Here is a 15647-nt window from a genome sequence, read left to right as displayed (position 1 = left end):
ATTACTATTGCCGTACGCTACGCCACATTTCCGATGTCAGAACCAGCTTAATCAATTCTGTGTGAGCTCGCAACTGCGGAGTTGATACGAATACTATACAAGTGGCAAGGGAATCGTCAGCCTACCCCCAATTKTCACTTTAGCTTTTTCGCATGTGTGGCATAGTTGCAATGCTCGAGTGTGCACGCCCAAACCTATTCTGGCCTTGACGTATTCATTGCCTAGACAACAACTGAAAGACGTGCGGCTTTCGCCAAGCGTGGGACGCGGCAATGAATGAAGATGACGCGAAAGCGAGCCGCAAAGAGCTGAAGGGATGGGACGGTTGCCCTTTCATCGGCAACGTCGTGCTGGCCGTCTCCGCGCTTTTTGCCGTTGCCTATCTTCTCGTTTTCTTATTTCAGATCTTGACGTGACGAGAGTGCTGGGGGGCCGAATTGCGGATTGCCCTTCGAAGTCGAATGGGCTTTGTCGAATCGCGATCCTTTAGTTGGTCGATCGGTGATCCACTCAAGGTAAAGGGCGACCAGTGCGACTGTCGAGCGGATGGTGGAGGGACGTTTCTCATGGAGGCAGCGAGCACTAAAAAACCATTCTCTCAGAAGATCCGCATCGGCGCGCTTTGGCTCGCAACGACGACCTTTATGGTACTCGTGTTCCTTACTCGTCCGCTGTATGCAGGAACAGCGTTGCACGAACTATTTGAGAACATCGGCGTGGTTTTCGTCATCGCGGGTGTCTTGGGCCGCCTTTGGTCAACCCTATATATCGGCCAACGCAAGAATCGACACCTGATCATCGCCGGTCCGTATTCGATAACGAGGAATCCGCTTTACGTGTCGTCGATGCTGGCGATCCTGGGCGTGGGTTTGATGATCGGTTCCGTATTGATCATAGCCATTTTCGTGCCAATTTACTTTTTTCTGTTCGCCTACGCAGCGCGGCGCGAAAGCGAATATCTGAGATCAAAATTCGGCTCTGCCTATGACGATTATGCGGCACGAACTCCATTCTTCGTGCCGAATCCGCTATTGATGAAGCTCGACGCAGAAGTCACCTTCCGCACTTCGGCTTTGTCTACCGCGTTCCGTGACGCTCTCTTCTTAGTAGCACTGATCCCCTTGTGTGAGCTGCTGGAGTTCCTGCACAACGAGGGATATCTCCGAGCGGTTTTCTATATTCCATGAGGCGATGCCGCCGGTTGCCAACGCCATCATCTAGAACTCCCGCCCATTCCGGCCAACAGGCTGAGCGTGCCATGACGTTGATATTCAAAATCGCGCGCAAAGGTCGTATCGACGCCTGGCACGGGGAAAATTCGGCGCCGTCGTCGCGATTGCCTGGATTCCAGGCTTCTCGTCGTAAGAGACGATCGCGACCCGCTTGGCCGATTTGGCTGCGGCCTATTTCAAGATCTGCACCTGCCGATAGACACACAAGACTTCCGCCATCTTCTGCTCGAACTCGCTGTCGCGACGTTCCAGATAGTAGCGCATCTTGTGGGGTTTGATTTCCTCCTGGCGAAGAAGCTTGCTCACCGTGCCCTGAACCAGACGGCCCAGACAGGGATGTCCGGCCTCCGGTCGGTGCTCGCGCGCATGGCGGGCCAGCAGCTGTGTCGTCCACAGTTCGTGCGGATAGCCATGCTCGCTGGACTTGTCGCATGCCAAAGACACCAACCAGGCTTCGGCCTCCGGCGTGATCACCGGCTCCTTGCCCGGCCGCGGCCGGTCGTCGAGTGCCGAAAGCGGGCCATAGCTCTCGGCCCGCTCAAGGCAGCGCCGGACGGTCTGATGATGTACGCCAAGTCTTCGTCCCACGGCAAAGAACGACGGGTTGTCACGGTAGGCCAGCAGCATAGCGGCCCGCGATACCCGGCTCGCAGGCTCGCTTCGAGACGGCGAAAGCGCCGCCAACGTTTCAATCTCTTGCTCGCTCATCGTCAGCTCGATTACGCGCCGCCTTGGTGCCATGATGAAATTCCCCGTTTGAATAATCTCAAACGAGGAATCCGCCAACACGTCGCTGGTTCCGAAACTGCCGCATTCATGGAATCGGTCGTCTAGAGTTCGACGCGGCATCGAGGTGCGAGCAAACCCGCCGGTTGATCTATACGCTGGCGGCTCCTTCAAAACGCCGCTATTGGTGGCCCATCTTGGACAATGCGACCCGCAGCGGATCATCTGAGACGTGGATCAGCCCGGCATAGGGATGGGCCATGTCGTTCACGATGAAAACCGCGCCGCCGACCGACACCGCGCAGATGATGATGATGGAGATGACCGTGGGATTGTGGGGCGACAGGAGCCCGAACGTCAGGAAGATCACCGTCAGCCAGAAGGTCAGAACGACCAGAAAGGCAGTGGGAAGGCCCTCATTTCCGCTTTCGAGCACCAGCCAATGGCCTTCGGCAATTGCGCTGCTCACCTCCAGCGCCCGGGTCCTCAGAAGCCTGTGGACTTCGTCCTGGGGCATCATCGCCCTCAACAGCTTCTGGACAGGCTCTATCCCCACATCATCCTGCAAAGCGCTTTTCGGGCTGTCGCCGCCCTTGCTGCCGAAGGTATCATTGATGCGCACCTTGACGAGGTCGGCAAGCCGCTCGCGGGCCTCGTCCATTTCGGGGCCGTACTGCGCCAGTACCCGATCGAGCAGGACGAGGCGGGCAGCCGACGTCTTGAGTTCCGTTTCGGCGTCGTCGAATGTCGTCTTGGCGGACGCAACCAGGAAGCCAAGCGCAAGCGCTGACAGCGTACCCACGACCGCCGTTGCAAGCTTGATCGCGTCCTTCGATTCGATCGAAAGATGATGGTGTGGCAGACGCTTGCTAATCCATGCGCCGAGCATGGTGGCCGCTGATAGAAGCAGCGCGATGATGCCGCCGGTTGCCAACGCCATCATCTAGACCCCCCATCCATTCCCGTCGGGATCGACCTTAATCGCGTTCGGGATATGCATCGGCGGTCGCCACGGCTTAAGGCAAAACGAAGCATCTGGGCCCAGTCCTCAGGTTTCGAAAATGAGCAGAAAATATGCAACGAACAAGACAAGGTGAACGGCGCCCTGCATGAGGTGCGTGCGACCGCTGGCGAACGTGATCACGCTGAGCGCAAGCGTCAATATCAGCATCACGGGATTGCTGTGGTCCAATCCAAGCACGATCGGATTGCCGCTGAGATGGCTGATCATCAGCATCGCGGGAACGGTCAATCCGATGGTCGAGAGCACGGAGCCCAGGAAGATGTTTACAGAACGCTGGAGATGATTTGCGACCGAAGCGCGTACGGCGCTGATAGCTTCGGGCGTGGCAACGAGCACTGCCATCACGACACCGCCGAGCGCTGCGGGTGCGTGCAGCGTCTCGATGAAATAGTCGATCGGCGGTGCCAGCTGTTCAACCAGGAACACAACCAGCGCCATGTAGGCGAAAAGCAGCACGACGGACAGCCACAGGGGGCCTGCGTGTATGGCGGTATGGGCGGGCGAAGCGCCTTCCTCGCCATCATCAATGAAGAAGCCGCGGTGCCGGCCTGTCTGTAGGACGAGGAACACGCTGTAGAGCCCGACGGAGATGAACGCCAGGACCGTCTGCTGGATGGTGGAATAGGCGGGTCCGGTTGGCCCGTGGGTGAAGTTCGGCATGATCATGCTGAGTACCGCCAAGGGCACGATGACCCCGAGATAGGCGTTGGCGCCCTGCAGGTTGTGTCGCTGCTCGTGCCGTCTCCAGGCGCCTACGAGCAGTGACAGGCCAACCATCCCGTTGAGGATGATCATGACCACGGCAAACAGGGTGTCGCGAACAAGGGTGGGGTTGTTTTCGCCATGAGACATGACGGCGGAAATGGCCATGACCTCGATCGAGGTGATCGCCAAGGTCAGGATAAGCGTACCGTAAGGTTCGCCCAGCCGCACCGCGAGGTGGTCGGCGTGGCGAACCACCGATAGTGCCGAACCGAGCACCACGGAGAATAGCCACAGGAAGATGACTGTCAGCCAGAAGGGATTTTCGAGCAGCCTGAAAAGGTCCGCGCCGTAGCCGAGGAACACGATACTCGTCAGCAAGCTGACGGCAAGAAACCATTCCTGACGCGCCAATCCTCCAGCGCCTGCGTGTCGTAGCATGCCTTTGCCCACCGTCACCTTACCGATCATTCACAGTCACTCGGCGAAAGGGGCGGGTAAAATTGCCCGGCACCGACTGCGCTTTGGCGTGGCCGTGTCGCGCCGATGAATGCGCGACTTCGCTTGCGCTCAATTCCACGTCGCCAGGAACGGAAGGGATACCGGGTGGATGGATTGGTGATCCGCGCATTGTCCTATTCGGTTTTGCAGCTGGTTGCGGCGCCGCTTCGGGTCAGCGTCGCATTCCTGCCTTTTATCCAGAACTCGGTATCGGCATTGGCGTATCTGCTGCCATCAGCCGATACGGCCAGAGGAAGCGCAACGCTATCGCCAGATCCTGCAAAGGTCAGCTGTGCCGTGCCCGAAGGATCGTCGGGCGGGCTGAAATGCGCCATGATGGCGGAACCGTCGGCACAGCGATACTTGACGTCTGTTGCAACCGCCGTCATCGGCGCCAGAGCAACCAGAATCGATGCTGCGCAAACCGTTGTCATGCGGCTCATCTCCATCGTCTCCTGGAATCGCCCCGGGCCCACAGCCAGACAGATTATTCGAGGTTATTGATACACTTGGCCGATCGTTCCGGCTACGTGAAATATCGTGGGTTTGCCTACTTACTTCGGGCTGCCGTCTGGTATCTGCGCATGGTCCGGCGCGGGGCAGCCATCCGTCAGCATGTGTCGACGCGAGACGGGTATCGTGCCTCGCGTCACGATCATGTCAGACGAGTTTGTCGCACGCCTCGCGAATGCGACGAAGTGCCTCCAGGAGGTCGGTCTCGGCGGAAGCGTAGGAAATCCGGAAAAACGGTGAGAGGCCGAATGCCGAGCCCGGCACGACGGCGACATGCGCCTCGTCGAGGAGGTAGGCACAGAAGTCGCTGTCCGTCGCAATCCTGCGTCCGTCCGGTGTCATGCGACCGAGAATGCCGCCGCATCCGGAGAAAGTGTAGAAGGCGCCCTCGGGAGCGCGGCAATCCAGACCGTCGATAGCGTTCAGCCCGCAAACGACGAGATCGCGCCGGCGCCGGAAGCTCTGCGCGCGTTCCGCCAGGAAATCCTGGGGGCCGTTGAGTGCGGCGACCGCTGCAGCCTGGCTGATGGAGGAGGGGCAGGACGTGGATTGGCTTTGCACCACTGACATTGCCTTGATGAGCGCCTTTGGACCGCCGGCATATCCGATCCGCCAACCCGTCATGGCGTAGGCCTTGGACACGCCGTTGACGGTGAGTGTCCGTTCGCGAAGCCGCGGCTCCATCTGCACCGGGGTCACGAACCGGAAGCCGTCATAGACGATGTGTTCGTACATGTCGTCGACCATCAGCCATACATGCGGGTGTCTGAGCAGCACGTCCAGGATCGGCCTGTAATCCTGAGCGCTGTAGGCAGCCCCCGATGGGTTCGACGGTGAATTCAGCATCAGCCAGCGCGTCCTGGGCGTGATTGCCGCCTCGAGCTGTTCTGCCCTTAGACGAAACCCGTTTGCGGCATCGCCGGCAACCAGTACTGGTTTTCCGCCACAGATCTCGACGATGTCGGAATATGAGGTCCAGTAAGGCGTCGGGATGATCACCTCGTCCTCCGGGTCGACGGTCGCCATCATGGCGTTGAAGAGAATTTGCTTGGCGCCGGTGGCGACGGTGATCTCGTCAATGCCGTAGGAAAGCTCGTTCTCCCGCGCGAACTTGGCGCGGATTGCCTCTTTCAGCGCCGGTGTGCCGTCCAGCGCTGTGTACCTCGTATCGCCACGCTGCATCGCCTCCCAGGCGGCCTGCTTGACGTGCTCCGGCGTTTCGAAATCGGGCTCGCCGGCGCCGAGAATGATCACGGGCTTGCCGGCCCGCTTCATGGCCGCAGCGCGCGCGCCGATCTGCAGGATTTCGGAGACGCCGATCGTGAAGATTCTGGAGGCAGGCCTGAACCCTGCCTCCTCGACCCGTGTGCTGATGGTCATGGCCGATCCTATTCGATCTCGAAGGACACGCCCTGAGCAAGCGGCAGCGCCCTGGAGTAGTTGATGGTGTTGGTGGAGCGGCGCATATAGGCTTTCCAGGAATCCGAGCCGGATTCGCGGCCCCCGCCGGTTTCCTTCTCGCCGCCAAAGGCGCCGCCTATTTCGGCGCCTGAGGTGCCGATGTTGACGTTGGCGATACCGCAATCGGAGCCGTCAGCGGCGAGGAAGCGTTCGGCTTCGCGCAGGTCGAGCGTGAAGATCGATGACGACAGGCCGGCGCCGACGGCATTGTGATCGTTCAGGACCTGATCGAAATCGCTGTATTTCATGACATAGAGGATCGGCGCGAAGGTCTCTTCGAACACTGGGCCCACCTGTGCCGGCATCTCGACAAGGGCAGGCTTGGCGTAAAAGGCTTTGTCGTGGGTCAGATCGACGCGCTCGCCGCCGACGACCACGCCGCCATGGGCACGAGCCTCACCGAGCGCTGTCTGCATGTTGTCAAAGGCGGACTTGTCGATCAGCGGACCGACCAGCGCTGTGCTGTCCAGCGGATTGCCGACCGATACGTTGGCATAGGCTTTTTTCAGCCGCGGTACGAGTTGATCGTAGACGCTCTCGTGCACGAAGAGGCGGCGAAGCGTCGTGCAGCGCTGGCCGGCGGTTCCCATGGCGCCGAAGGCGATGGCGCGAAGCGCCATGTCGAGATCGGCCGAGGGGCAGACGATGCCGGCATTGTTGCCGCCAAGTTCCAGGATGGCGCGCGCAAAACGGCGCGCAAGGCGTGGTCCGACGTCTCTTCCCATGCGTGTCGACCCCGTGGCGGAAACGACGGGAACCTTCGGGTGATCGACAAGCGCCTCGCCGACGACGCGATCGCCGACCAACACCTGGCTGAGGCCCTCTGGTGCATCACCAAAGCGCGCGATCGCGCGATCGAGGATGGCCTGGCAGGCCAACGCCGTCAGCGGTGTCTTCTCGGACGGTTTCCAGACGACGGCATTACCGCAGACAAGTGCGAGTGCTGCATTCCATGCCCAGACGGCGACCGGGAAGTTGAAGGCGGAGATGACCCCGACAACGCCGAGAGGATGCCAAGTTTCCATCATCCGGTGTCCGGGGCGCTCGGTTGCGATGGTCAGGCCGTAGAGCTGGCGCGAGAGACCGACTGCAAAGTCGCAGATGTCGATCATTTCCTGGACTTCGCCAAGACCTTCGGACGGGATCTTGCCGGCTTCGATCGACACCAGACGGCCAAGCTCGACCTTGAAGGCGCGCAGTTCCTCGCCGAGCAGCCGGACGAGCTCGCCGCGCTTTGGCGCAGGCACAAGTCGCCAGCTCTGGAAGGCGAGATCCGCCTTCTCGATCTTGGCCACGGCGGCCTGTTGACTGTCGCTCGGCAGGCGGCCAAGCTGTTCGCCGGTCACCGGGCTATAGGAAGCCATGTCGCCGCCGGTGTAGAGCGCCTTTTCGACACCCATTTTTTCAAGGAGCGCCGCGGCTTCCTGCACAATGTTGATCGTTCTTGTCGCTATGGTCATGTCACGACCCTTTCCTGTTCTGTTGAAACGTCAGCGATCCCGCAAGCGAATCTCGCAAAGGACCGCCACGCGGATCACCGTCATTTCTGTTTATTCGGCCGCCTCTGCGCGCACGAAACGAGCACGGCAATCGGCGATCGATGCCTGCTCGATGCCGGCGTAGTGATCGAATTCGTTGAGAACCGCTGCGCCGAGGTCGCGCTCGAAGCGTTGCTGGTTCGGACTTGCGGTGAACTCCTGCGCGGTCTCGCCGCCGAGATTGGACTGGAAGATGCCGGCCGCACTGACGGGAAGGAAATCTTCGTAAACGATGGGATCGAAGCGGACGAGGCCATCCTCGACCAGACGGTCGATGCTGGCATCTGCCGACGCCGTTGCCATCAAGCCTTTCTCCGTCAGTGAGTAGCGGAAAAAGCCGAGGCCTTCGTTGCGGATGCCGGCCCAGCTGTCGGGGAAGGGGGTAAAAGCATCGGCGAGCGCCTTTTCGTATGCGGCGGCATTGGATCCGTCGGCGGCGGGGCGGACGCGCTTGCGTGAACCCGAAAGCAGTACGTCGTAGAGCGCCCGGCCCTTCGGCGTCAGCGCGACACCGCGGCTTTCGATCTCGCCGAAACGCGCCGTATGGGTGCCCTCCTGCCAATGCCCGTCGGCATCCCTGAAGGACACGGCCTCCTCGAGCGCCTTGAATGATGTCTGCCGAAGCAGGATCGGGCACGCCCGGTTCGGGGGACCTTCGACGACTGCCTTCGGTGCAATGCCGTATTCGGGCATCAGTTGCTGCACCCTGTCTATATCGAGCGCGCGTGGCGTCAGGTGGTTGATGTGCGGTCCCTTGAACGAGACGACATCGGCAATCAGCCGGTGGGCGTCATGCAGGCGGTCGTACATCGCGAGATCGACATTGGCACGATCGTGCCAGCGGAATGTTTCCAGTACCTCCGCGACGAAACGCTGTGCGTCTTCCGCCTCCAGGCCGCCCTGCCGCTCGGCCTTGCCTGTCAGCTCGACGGCAGCAGGCGTGAAAATTGCGCGGTTCTGCAGGATCGCCTGAGCCTCCACACGAAGCGCGCCGTCGGCGATCAGGTCGAGGCGCAGAAGCGACGTGAAAACCCGAAACGGATTTCGCTTCAATGCCGCATCGCCAACCGGCCGGAACGCGGTGGAATGAACCGGCACGCCAGCCTCGCTGAGGTCATAGTAACCGACAGGGAACATTCCCATGACAGCGAAGACGCGTCGCATCGTCTTGAGCTCGTCTGCCGTGCCGAGCCGGATTGCGCCGTGGCGCTCCTGCGAGACGCGCTCCAGCGAACCCGTTTCCTCAAGCCTTGCATGCAGTGCGGGATCGGCTGCCAAGGTTTCGGCGTTTACTGTAGCGACGATATCCATCAAGGTCCCATATGCCGGGACCTCGGCGCGGTACATGGCGGACATCGCAGCCGAAAACGCAGAGCGGATGGAGCAGGAAGAGACAAAACTGCTGGTCGACATATCTTCTCTCGATTTCAAGGTTGTTCCGGGAGTTCATTCTGGATTGCGATCATATCGCGCCTGGAGTAGAGAAATAGCGACAATTAGAGCTGACATGATGCGGTTTCGGAATGATCATATCCCGACGGCTGATGCCTGACCTGACGACGTTGCAGTCGTTTGAAGCCGCCGCACGCCACGGCAGCTTCACGCGCGCCGCCCTTGAACTCAATCTGACGCAAAGCGCCATCAGCCGCCAGATCAAGGAGCTCGAGGGCCAGCTGGGCGTTCTTCTGTTCGAGCGCGTACGACAGCGGGCGATCCTGTCGGACGCCGGCAAACGCTTGCTGCCGGAGGCGAGGCGCTTGCTGCACCAGACGGAGGAGATGATGATCCGGGCGGCTGCCGGTGCCGACGCGACCGCCACTTTGTCGGTGGCGACACTGCCGACGTTCGGGAGCCGATGGCTGACACCGCGGMTGCCAGATTTCCTGTCGGCCAATCCGGGCGCACTGCTCGATATTTCGTCACGGTCGGAGCCATTCGATTTCGAGCTGGAAAGCTTTGATCTTGCCATCCACTATGGCCAACCGATCTGGGCGCGCGCCATTTGTACGTTTCTCTGTGGAGAGGTCGTTGTCCCCGTAGCCAGCCCGCGATTGCTGCAGGCGATGCCCGTTTTCGAGCCGGCTGAACTCGCTGGCAGGCCGCTCCTGCACCTTGCCACCAGGCCGCGCCTTTGGCCGAAATGGTTCGAAAGCTCAGGCATGGACAGCGCTCCGTCTTATCGGGGGAACCGCTTCGACCAGTTCTCCATGATCATCGAAGCCTCTGTCGCCGCCATGGGCTTTGCGCTTCTTCCGCTCTATCTGATCGAAGACGAGCTGAGTTCAGGCACGCTGCAAATTGTCTTCGATCGGCCGATGCCGACGGAAAACAGCTACTACGTGGTGACGCCGGACGGCAAGCGGGAGCATGCGCTCGGTCTCTCCTTCACGGCGTGGCTCTTGTCACAGGTCTCCCGCGACAAATCTGCCTGATCGGCAACGCGCCGCTTGGGCCTCGCGGCAGGTCATTCCTGTCCTTCACCACCGTCCCCCGAAATTTTTCGAATGCCTGATTGACCGCGTTCAAAAATCGTAGTTTGATTAAATCAAATTGATTGACTAAATAAAATCAAACACAAAACGGGAACATAATGACATGAAAACAATGCGTTATGCTACGATTACGCGTCGCAATCTGCTTTTGGCGGCCACAGGCGTCGCGGCGTCTCTAGCCTATAGCGGCGCCTTCGCCACGGCGGCGAGGGCGGAGGCGACGCTGTCGATGCACATCGAGGAACAGACGAGCTGGGTTCGGAATTTCAACCCCTTCGATCTCGCCGGGCGGCGCCAGAGCACGATGGATTTCATCTATGAGCCGCTGGTCATCTTCAACGGTGATGATGCGGGCAAGCCGATCTTCCGGCTGGCGACAAGCTACAAGTTTTCCGATGACTTGAAGTCGATCACCTACGTGCTGCGTKACGGCGTCAAGTGGTCGGACGGCAAGCCCTTCACGTCGGCGGACGTTAAATACACGCTCGAGCTGATGCTCAAGAATCCCGCGGTCGACACGGCTGGTGTCGGCGACACGATCGCTTCGGTCGAGGCGCCATCACTGAGTGAGGTCAAGATCAACCTCAAGGACGTCAACACCGAATTTCCAGAATCGCTGGCCGACCTGGCTGTCGTGCCCGAGCACGTCTGGAAGACCGTTGCCGATCCGGTTGCGTTCAAGAACGAAAATCCCGTCGGCTCGGGGCCGATGACCGAGATCCGCCGGTTTACGCCGCAGGTCTACGAGCAGTGCAGAAATCCGAACTATTGGGACGCGGCATCGCTCCACGTGGACTGCCTGAAGCTGCCACAGATATCGGGCAACGACCAGATGCTCGCTCTGTTGCCCGAAGGGACGATGGACTGGATCGGCTCATTCCTGCCGCAGATCGACAAGACCTTCGTGGCGCTCGACCCTGAACACAATGGCTACTGGCAGCCGCCAGCTGAAACCGTCGCGTTCCAGATGAACCTGAAGACCGAAAATGCCGCTAACGCCAAGGCCTTCAACGACCTCAACTTCCGCCGCGCCTTCAGCCTTTCGATGGACCGCACGGCCATGGTCGATGTCGCAGGCTTCGGCTACCCGGTGGCAAGCCAACATGCAAGCGGCCTGCCGCCGCGCTTTGAGGCCTGGCGCAACAAGTCGGCGGAAGGTGCTGCCGACGAATGGATGGCCTATGACGTCGACAAGGCCAACAAGATCCTCGACGATGCCGGGTACAAGAAGGGCGACGACGGTTTCAGGGCAAACCCCGCCGGCAAGCCGATCGCGTTTACGATCATCATCCCGAATGGCTGGACCGACTGGATCGACGACGCGCAGATCGCGGCTGAAGGATTGCGCGCCGCCGGCCTCAACGTCTCGGTGGCGACGCCGGAATACGAGCAGTGGCAAAAACAGCTGCTCGACGGCAGCTTCGACGTCGCCTTGAATTCGCGTGCTGACGGCTCGACGCCGTTCCGCGGCTACTACCAGTCGATGTCGACGGCCTTTGCCGGACGCATCACCAGTGCCGCGACGCGCTATTCCAATCCAAAGCTTGACGAGGCCTTCAATGCCTATCGCAAGGCAACGACGGATGAAGACCGCAGGAAGCTGTTCGATGAGGTCCAGGTGATTGTCGCCGCCGATTTCCCGATGGTGCCGGTGTTCAACGGCCCGACCTGGTACCAGTTCTCGACGAAGCGCTTCACCGGCTGGGTCACCGACAAGGAGCCGGTGATGAACCCCGAGAACCACGACAACAATCGCATGCGGTTGATGCATCTCCTGCGTCTGAAGCCCGTGCAATAGCACAAAGGCCGAAGGAAACGACGGAATGCGTATCTCCTCCCGACGCCTTAGCGTCTATGCGGTGGCATTGCTTTTTGCGATCGTCATGAACTTTACGGTTCCCCGGCTCATGCCGGGGACCCCAGTCGATGCGATGATCGCGCAACTGGGATCGCGTGCAACCCCTGCCGCGATCGAGGCGATCAAGGCCCGTTTCGGCGCAGTCGATGCGCCCCTTTCAACCCAGTTCATCGACTATCTGAAGGGATTGGCAACGCTCGACCTCGGCGTCTCGGTGAAATACTATCCACAGACCGTGGTCGAGGTCCTTGGCCGATCGACGCTCTGGACGGCGTTTCTGGTCATCACGGCCATCAGCTTCTCACTCGTTGTCGGCGTGACGCTTGGTGCGGTCGCTGCCTGGCGGCGCGGCGGGCGCTTCGACACCGTCGTTTCGCCACTCTCCGTCGTCATGATCGCGGTGCCGCCCGTCATCGTCGCACTGACCACGCTCTTCGTTTTCGGCGTGTCGCTGCGCTGGTTTCCGGTCGGCTATGCCTATGATCCGAGTATGGACCCCGGATTGAACTTTGCCTTCGTCGGCAGCGTGTTCTTTCATGCGATCATGCCCGTCCTCACGCTGTCGCCATACCTCATCGGCGAATTCCAGACGACGATGCGGTCTTCGATGATTTCGGTGCTCGGCGAAGACTACGTGACGATGGGCAGGGCAAAGGGCCTGCGCTCCATATCAGTCATGTTCGGCTACGGCGCACGAAACGCGATGCTGCCTGTGCTGACGAACCTGGCGCTGATGCTCGGTGCTGTTTTCGGTGGTTCGATCGTCACCGAGATCGTCTTCAACTATCCAGGTCTCGGCCTGACGCTGTTCACGGCGAGCGTCGCACGGGACTATCCCGTCATCCAGGGGCAGCTCCTTTTGATGACGCTTGCAACCCTCGGGGCAAACCTACTCGTCGACATCATTTATGGTCTGGTCGATCCCAGATTAAGGGAGGCCGGCGCATGAATGCCGCTCTGAAACTTATCCGTCAGCAGAAAAAAGCGCTCTTCGGGCTGGTGATCATCTGCACACTGTGCCTGATGGCCATCTTTGCCCCGATCATTGCACCGGGGGCGCCCGCCGCCCGTGTCGGCCGCTCGCACCAGGCGCCGACCATCGAGCACGTCCTCGGCACCACGAAGATGGGGCGCGACGTCTACACCCAGTTCGTCTGGGGCGCGCGCACCTCGATTGCGGTCGGTTTTGCGACAGGTATAGCGATCACCGTGGTCGGCACGGTCATCGGCCTGATCGCCGGCTATGTCGGCGGCAAGACGGATGCGGTGCTCGATCTCGCGACCAATGCCGTGCTCGTCATACCGAACATCCCACTGCTGATCCTGCTCGCCTCGTTTGCCGGTACGGTCGGACCGATGGCGATCATGACCATCATCACGCTGACCTCCTGGCCGTGGGGCGCGCGCATGACACGCTCACAGACGCTTGCCCTGCGCAGCCGCGATTTCGTCACGGCTGCCAAGATGATCGGCGAGCCGCGCTGGCGCATCATCTTCGTCGAGTTATTGCCGAACCTCCTGCCGCTGATCGGCATCAACCTCGTCGGCAGCATCATCTATGCGATCGTCGCCCAGACGACGCTCGAATATCTGGGCTTCGGCGATCCCCTTCAGGTGAGTTGGGGGACCATGCTCTACAACGCACAGAATTCGTCGGCGATCATCGTCGGTGCATGGTGGGACATCGCCACACCGGCCGCCGGCATCGCGCTGATCGGGCTGGGGCTGGCACTCGTCAACTTCACCTTTGACGAAATCGCCAATCCGCAGCTGAGATCCGGCCCGGCGCTCAGCCGCTGGCTCCGCCTCAATCGTGCGCGCAAGCGCCAGCTGGAGGCTGCCCGATGAGCAATCATCTGCTTGAGATCCGGAACCTAGACGTCGACTACCTCCTCGACAAGGGCGAGTTCAGAGCGGTCAAGAACGTGTCGTTCAACATCGGCCGCGGCGAACTGTTCGGTCTTGCCGGCGAATCCGGTTGCGGGAAGAGCACCATCGCCTACGCGATCACCCGCCTCTCGAAGGTGCCGGCCTGGGTCGCCGGTGGCGAGATCATGCTGGACGGACACGACCTGTTGAAACTGCCGGAAGGCGACATGCAGAAGATCCGCTGGAAGCGGGTCGGCATGGTCTTCCAGAGCGCCATGAACTCGCTCAACCCGCTGATGCGCATCGACGCGCAGTTTCACGACGTGCTCGCCAGGCACACAGGCTGCTCGAAGAGCCAGTCGCGCGAGCAGGCGGAGGCGATGTTCAAGCTGGTCGGCATTCCCGTCAGCCGGATCACCGACTACCCGCACCAGTTCAGCGGAGGCATGCGCCAGCGGATCGTGATTGCCATCTGCCTCGCTCTTCGTCCTGAACTCATCATCATGGACGAGCCGACGACGGCGCTCGATGTCGTGGTGCAGCGCGAGATCCTCGAGCAGGTGATCGATCTGCAGCGGACTTACGGGTTCTCGGTGCTGTTCATCACCCATGACCTGCATCTGATGGCCCAGCTCTGCCACCGGATCGGCGTCATGCTGAAAGGGGAACTCGTCGAGGTCGGGGACGTCAAAAAGGTCAGCCAGTCGCCGGAGCACGCCTACACGCGCAAACTGTGGAACGCCATACCGCAGCTTCCGGCCCATCGCCATCTGGCGGGAGAGACCGCATGAGCATTCATCCTCAGCCTTCCCCGGCACCATCCGAAGCGGTCATCCGGCTGGAAAGCATCGAACGCCGCTTTGGTCCGGTTCATGCGTTGCGCGGTATCTCGCTCGCCCTCAGTCCGGGCAAAGCGCTTGCCTTGGTCGGAGAATCCGGCTGCGGCAAGACGACCTGTGCCCGCATCATCGCGCGCATGGATCAACCCACTGCCGGCAAGCTCCGATTTCGCGAGCGCGATTTTACCGCAATCGGCACGGCACAAGACGAGCGCGCCTATCGCCGCGAGGTCCAGATGGTGTTTCAGGATCCGTTTTCGTCGCTCAACCCGGTGTTCTCGATCGATCATCACCTCGCAAGGCCGCTCATTTTGCACGGGCACGCTGCCGCCAAGGCAGCGCTCTCGAGCGCGGTATCGCAACTCCTGGCCGACGTCGGGCTCGATCCTGCTGTCACGAAACATAAGTTTCCCCACGAACTCTCAGGCGGACAGCGACAGCGCGTGAATATTGCGCGTGCGCTTGCCGTACAGCCAAGTGTGCTCGTGGCCGACGAACCGACATCGATGCTCGATGTATCGATCCGCATGGGGATCCTAGCGCTGCTTGCGCGCATCAAGCGTGAAAAGAACCTGGCGCTGCTCTACATCACCCACGATATCGCGACAGCGGCCCACGTGGCGGAGGAGGTCGTCGTCATGTTCGCCGGCCAGATGGTCGAATGGGGTGAGACCAACGCCGTCATCGGTGATCCGCGGCACCCGTATACGCAGCTTTTGCTTTCGGCGGTCCCCGATGGCAGTCGCCCTTTCGTCACAGGGGGCAGCGCGCGCTTTCTGGAGCAGGCCGAAAGGGTGCGCGCGCTCAGCCGACCGCCATCGACAGAGGTCGAAAAGGTCGGAGCGAACCATTTTGTCCGCTCGCTTGCGGCATCGAACTGAAGGAGGCCAGC

The 15647-nt window shown here is 60.6% G+C and carries 15 protein-coding genes; 8 read left to right on the top strand and 7 right to left on the bottom strand.

Translation table 11 applies throughout. The features are described from left to right. Positions 1-272: 272 nt before the first annotated feature. A complete protein-coding gene (locus AC1DMK_RS25010; RefSeq protein WP_477862903.1) occupies positions 273-416 on the top strand; it encodes a hypothetical protein in 144 nt (47 codons plus the stop codon). A 45-nt stretch (positions 417-461) separates the two neighbouring features. Then, positions 462-1187 carry a methyltransferase family protein gene (locus tag AC1DMK_RS25005; protein ID WP_477862902.1) on the top strand — a complete coding sequence of 242 codons (726 nt, stop codon included), beginning with the start codon at positions 462-464 and terminating at the stop codon, positions 1185-1187. 216 nt (positions 1188-1403) lie between these two features. Here AC1DMK_RS25005 and AC1DMK_RS25000 read toward each other — a convergent pair whose 3' ends face one another. The 7 genes from AC1DMK_RS25000 to hglS form a co-directional block, all read right to left on the bottom strand. Continuing rightward, the gene (locus tag AC1DMK_RS25000; protein ID WP_477862900.1) at positions 1404-2021 is read right to left on the bottom strand and encodes a helix-turn-helix domain-containing protein; all 618 of its coding nucleotides are present in this window, start codon (positions 2019-2021) and stop codon (positions 1404-1406) included. A gap of 118 nt (positions 2022-2139) precedes the next feature. Beyond that, on the bottom strand, positions 2140-2901 hold the full coding sequence (locus AC1DMK_RS24995; protein ID WP_477862898.1) for a bestrophin-like domain: 762 nt from the start codon (positions 2899-2901) through the stop codon (positions 2140-2142). Positions 2902-3006: 105 nt separating this feature from the next. After that, entirely contained in the window at positions 3007-4125 is a 1119-nt protein-coding gene (locus AC1DMK_RS24990; RefSeq protein WP_477862932.1) for a calcium:cation antiporter, read from the bottom strand. A 194-nt stretch (positions 4126-4319) separates the two neighbouring features. Beyond that, positions 4320-4628 carry an MliC family protein gene (locus tag AC1DMK_RS24985; RefSeq protein WP_477862896.1) on the bottom strand — a complete coding sequence of 103 codons (309 nt, stop codon included), beginning with the start codon at positions 4626-4628 and terminating at the stop codon, positions 4320-4322. Positions 4629-4845: 217 nt separating this feature from the next. Then, positions 4846-6078: a pyridoxal phosphate-dependent aminotransferase gene (locus AC1DMK_RS24980; protein WP_477862894.1), complete on the bottom strand. Its 1233-nt coding sequence runs from the start codon at positions 6076-6078 to the stop codon at positions 4846-4848. An 8-nt stretch (positions 6079-6086) separates the two neighbouring features. Next, positions 6087-7619: an L-piperidine-6-carboxylate dehydrogenase gene (amaB, locus tag AC1DMK_RS24975; RefSeq protein ID WP_477862892.1), complete on the bottom strand. Its 1533-nt coding sequence runs from the start codon at positions 7617-7619 to the stop codon at positions 6087-6089. Between the two features lie 90 nt (positions 7620-7709). Beyond that, positions 7710-9110: a 2-oxoadipate dioxygenase/decarboxylase HglS gene (gene hglS, locus AC1DMK_RS24970; RefSeq protein ID WP_477862890.1), complete on the bottom strand. Its 1401-nt coding sequence runs from the start codon at positions 9108-9110 to the stop codon at positions 7710-7712. A 110-nt stretch (positions 9111-9220) separates the two neighbouring features. Here hglS and AC1DMK_RS24965 point away from each other — a divergent pair, with 110 nt between their 5' ends. From AC1DMK_RS24965 to AC1DMK_RS24940, 6 genes are all read left to right on the top strand, one after another. Beyond that, positions 9221-10129, top strand: coding sequence for a LysR family transcriptional regulator (locus AC1DMK_RS24965; protein ID WP_477862888.1), 909 nt, complete (start codon positions 9221-9223; stop codon positions 10127-10129). Between the two features lie 163 nt (positions 10130-10292). Beyond that, on the top strand, positions 10293-11987 hold the full coding sequence (locus AC1DMK_RS24960) for an ABC transporter substrate-binding protein (protein WP_477862886.1): 1695 nt from the start codon (positions 10293-10295) through the stop codon (positions 11985-11987). Positions 11988-12012: 25 nt separating this feature from the next. Next, a complete protein-coding gene (locus AC1DMK_RS24955) occupies positions 12013-12996 on the top strand; it encodes an ABC transporter permease (protein WP_477862884.1) in 984 nt (327 codons plus the stop codon). Further along, positions 12993-13895 carry an ABC transporter permease gene (locus AC1DMK_RS24950; RefSeq protein ID WP_477862882.1) on the top strand — a complete coding sequence of 301 codons (903 nt, stop codon included), beginning with the start codon at positions 12993-12995 and terminating at the stop codon, positions 13893-13895. Before AC1DMK_RS24955 ends, AC1DMK_RS24950 begins: the two co-directional genes overlap by 4 nt. Then, the gene (locus AC1DMK_RS24945; RefSeq protein ID WP_477862880.1) at positions 13892-14707 is read left to right on the top strand and encodes an ABC transporter ATP-binding protein; all 816 of its coding nucleotides are present in this window, start codon (positions 13892-13894) and stop codon (positions 14705-14707) included. The genes AC1DMK_RS24950 and AC1DMK_RS24945 overlap by 4 nt, the downstream gene beginning before the upstream one ends. Continuing rightward, the gene (locus AC1DMK_RS24940) at positions 14704-15636 is read left to right on the top strand and encodes an ABC transporter ATP-binding protein (protein ID WP_477862878.1); all 933 of its coding nucleotides are present in this window, start codon (positions 14704-14706) and stop codon (positions 15634-15636) included. Before AC1DMK_RS24945 ends, AC1DMK_RS24940 begins: the two co-directional genes overlap by 4 nt. Positions 15637-15647: the final 11 nt, after the last annotated feature.

Source organism: Rhizobium sp. 05L419 (assembly GCF_056397845.1).
This window is presented reverse-complemented; position numbering and strand designations above follow the sequence as displayed.

Bases quoted from the DNA above. Each gene is read 5' to 3' on its own strand.
- amaB (WP_477862892.1), bottom strand. From the start codon at position 7,619: ATGACCATAGCGACAAGAACGATCAACATTGTGCAGGAAGCCGCGGCG.
- AC1DMK_RS24990 (WP_477862932.1), bottom strand. From the start codon at position 4,125: ATGCTACGACACGCAGGCGCTGGAGGATTGGCGCGTCAGGAATGGTTT.
- AC1DMK_RS24950 (WP_477862882.1), top strand. From the start codon at position 12,993: ATGAATGCCGCTCTGAAACTTATCCGTCAGCAGAAAAAAGCGCTCTTC.
- AC1DMK_RS25005 (WP_477862902.1), top strand. From the start codon at position 462: ATGGGCTTTGTCGAATCGCGATCCTTTAGTTGGTCGATCGGTGATCCA.
- AC1DMK_RS24955 (WP_477862884.1), top strand. From the start codon at position 12,013: ATGCGTATCTCCTCCCGACGCCTTAGCGTCTATGCGGTGGCATTGCTT.
- AC1DMK_RS24985 (WP_477862896.1), bottom strand. From the start codon at position 4,628: ATGAGCCGCATGACAACGGTTTGCGCAGCATCGATTCTGGTTGCTCTG.
- AC1DMK_RS25010 (WP_477862903.1), top strand. From the start codon at position 273: ATGAATGAAGATGACGCGAAAGCGAGCCGCAAAGAGCTGAAGGGATGG.
- AC1DMK_RS24945 (WP_477862880.1), top strand. From the start codon at position 13,892: ATGAGCAATCATCTGCTTGAGATCCGGAACCTAGACGTCGACTACCTC.
- AC1DMK_RS24995 (WP_477862898.1), bottom strand. From the start codon at position 2,901: ATGATGGCGTTGGCAACCGGCGGCATCATCGCGCTGCTTCTATCAGCG.
- hglS (WP_477862890.1), bottom strand. From the start codon at position 9,110: ATGTCGACCAGCAGTTTTGTCTCTTCCTGCTCCATCCGCTCTGCGTTT.
- AC1DMK_RS24980 (WP_477862894.1), bottom strand. From the start codon at position 6,078: ATGACCATCAGCACACGGGTCGAGGAGGCAGGGTTCAGGCCTGCCTCC.
- AC1DMK_RS24940 (WP_477862878.1), top strand. From the start codon at position 14,704: ATGAGCATTCATCCTCAGCCTTCCCCGGCACCATCCGAAGCGGTCATC.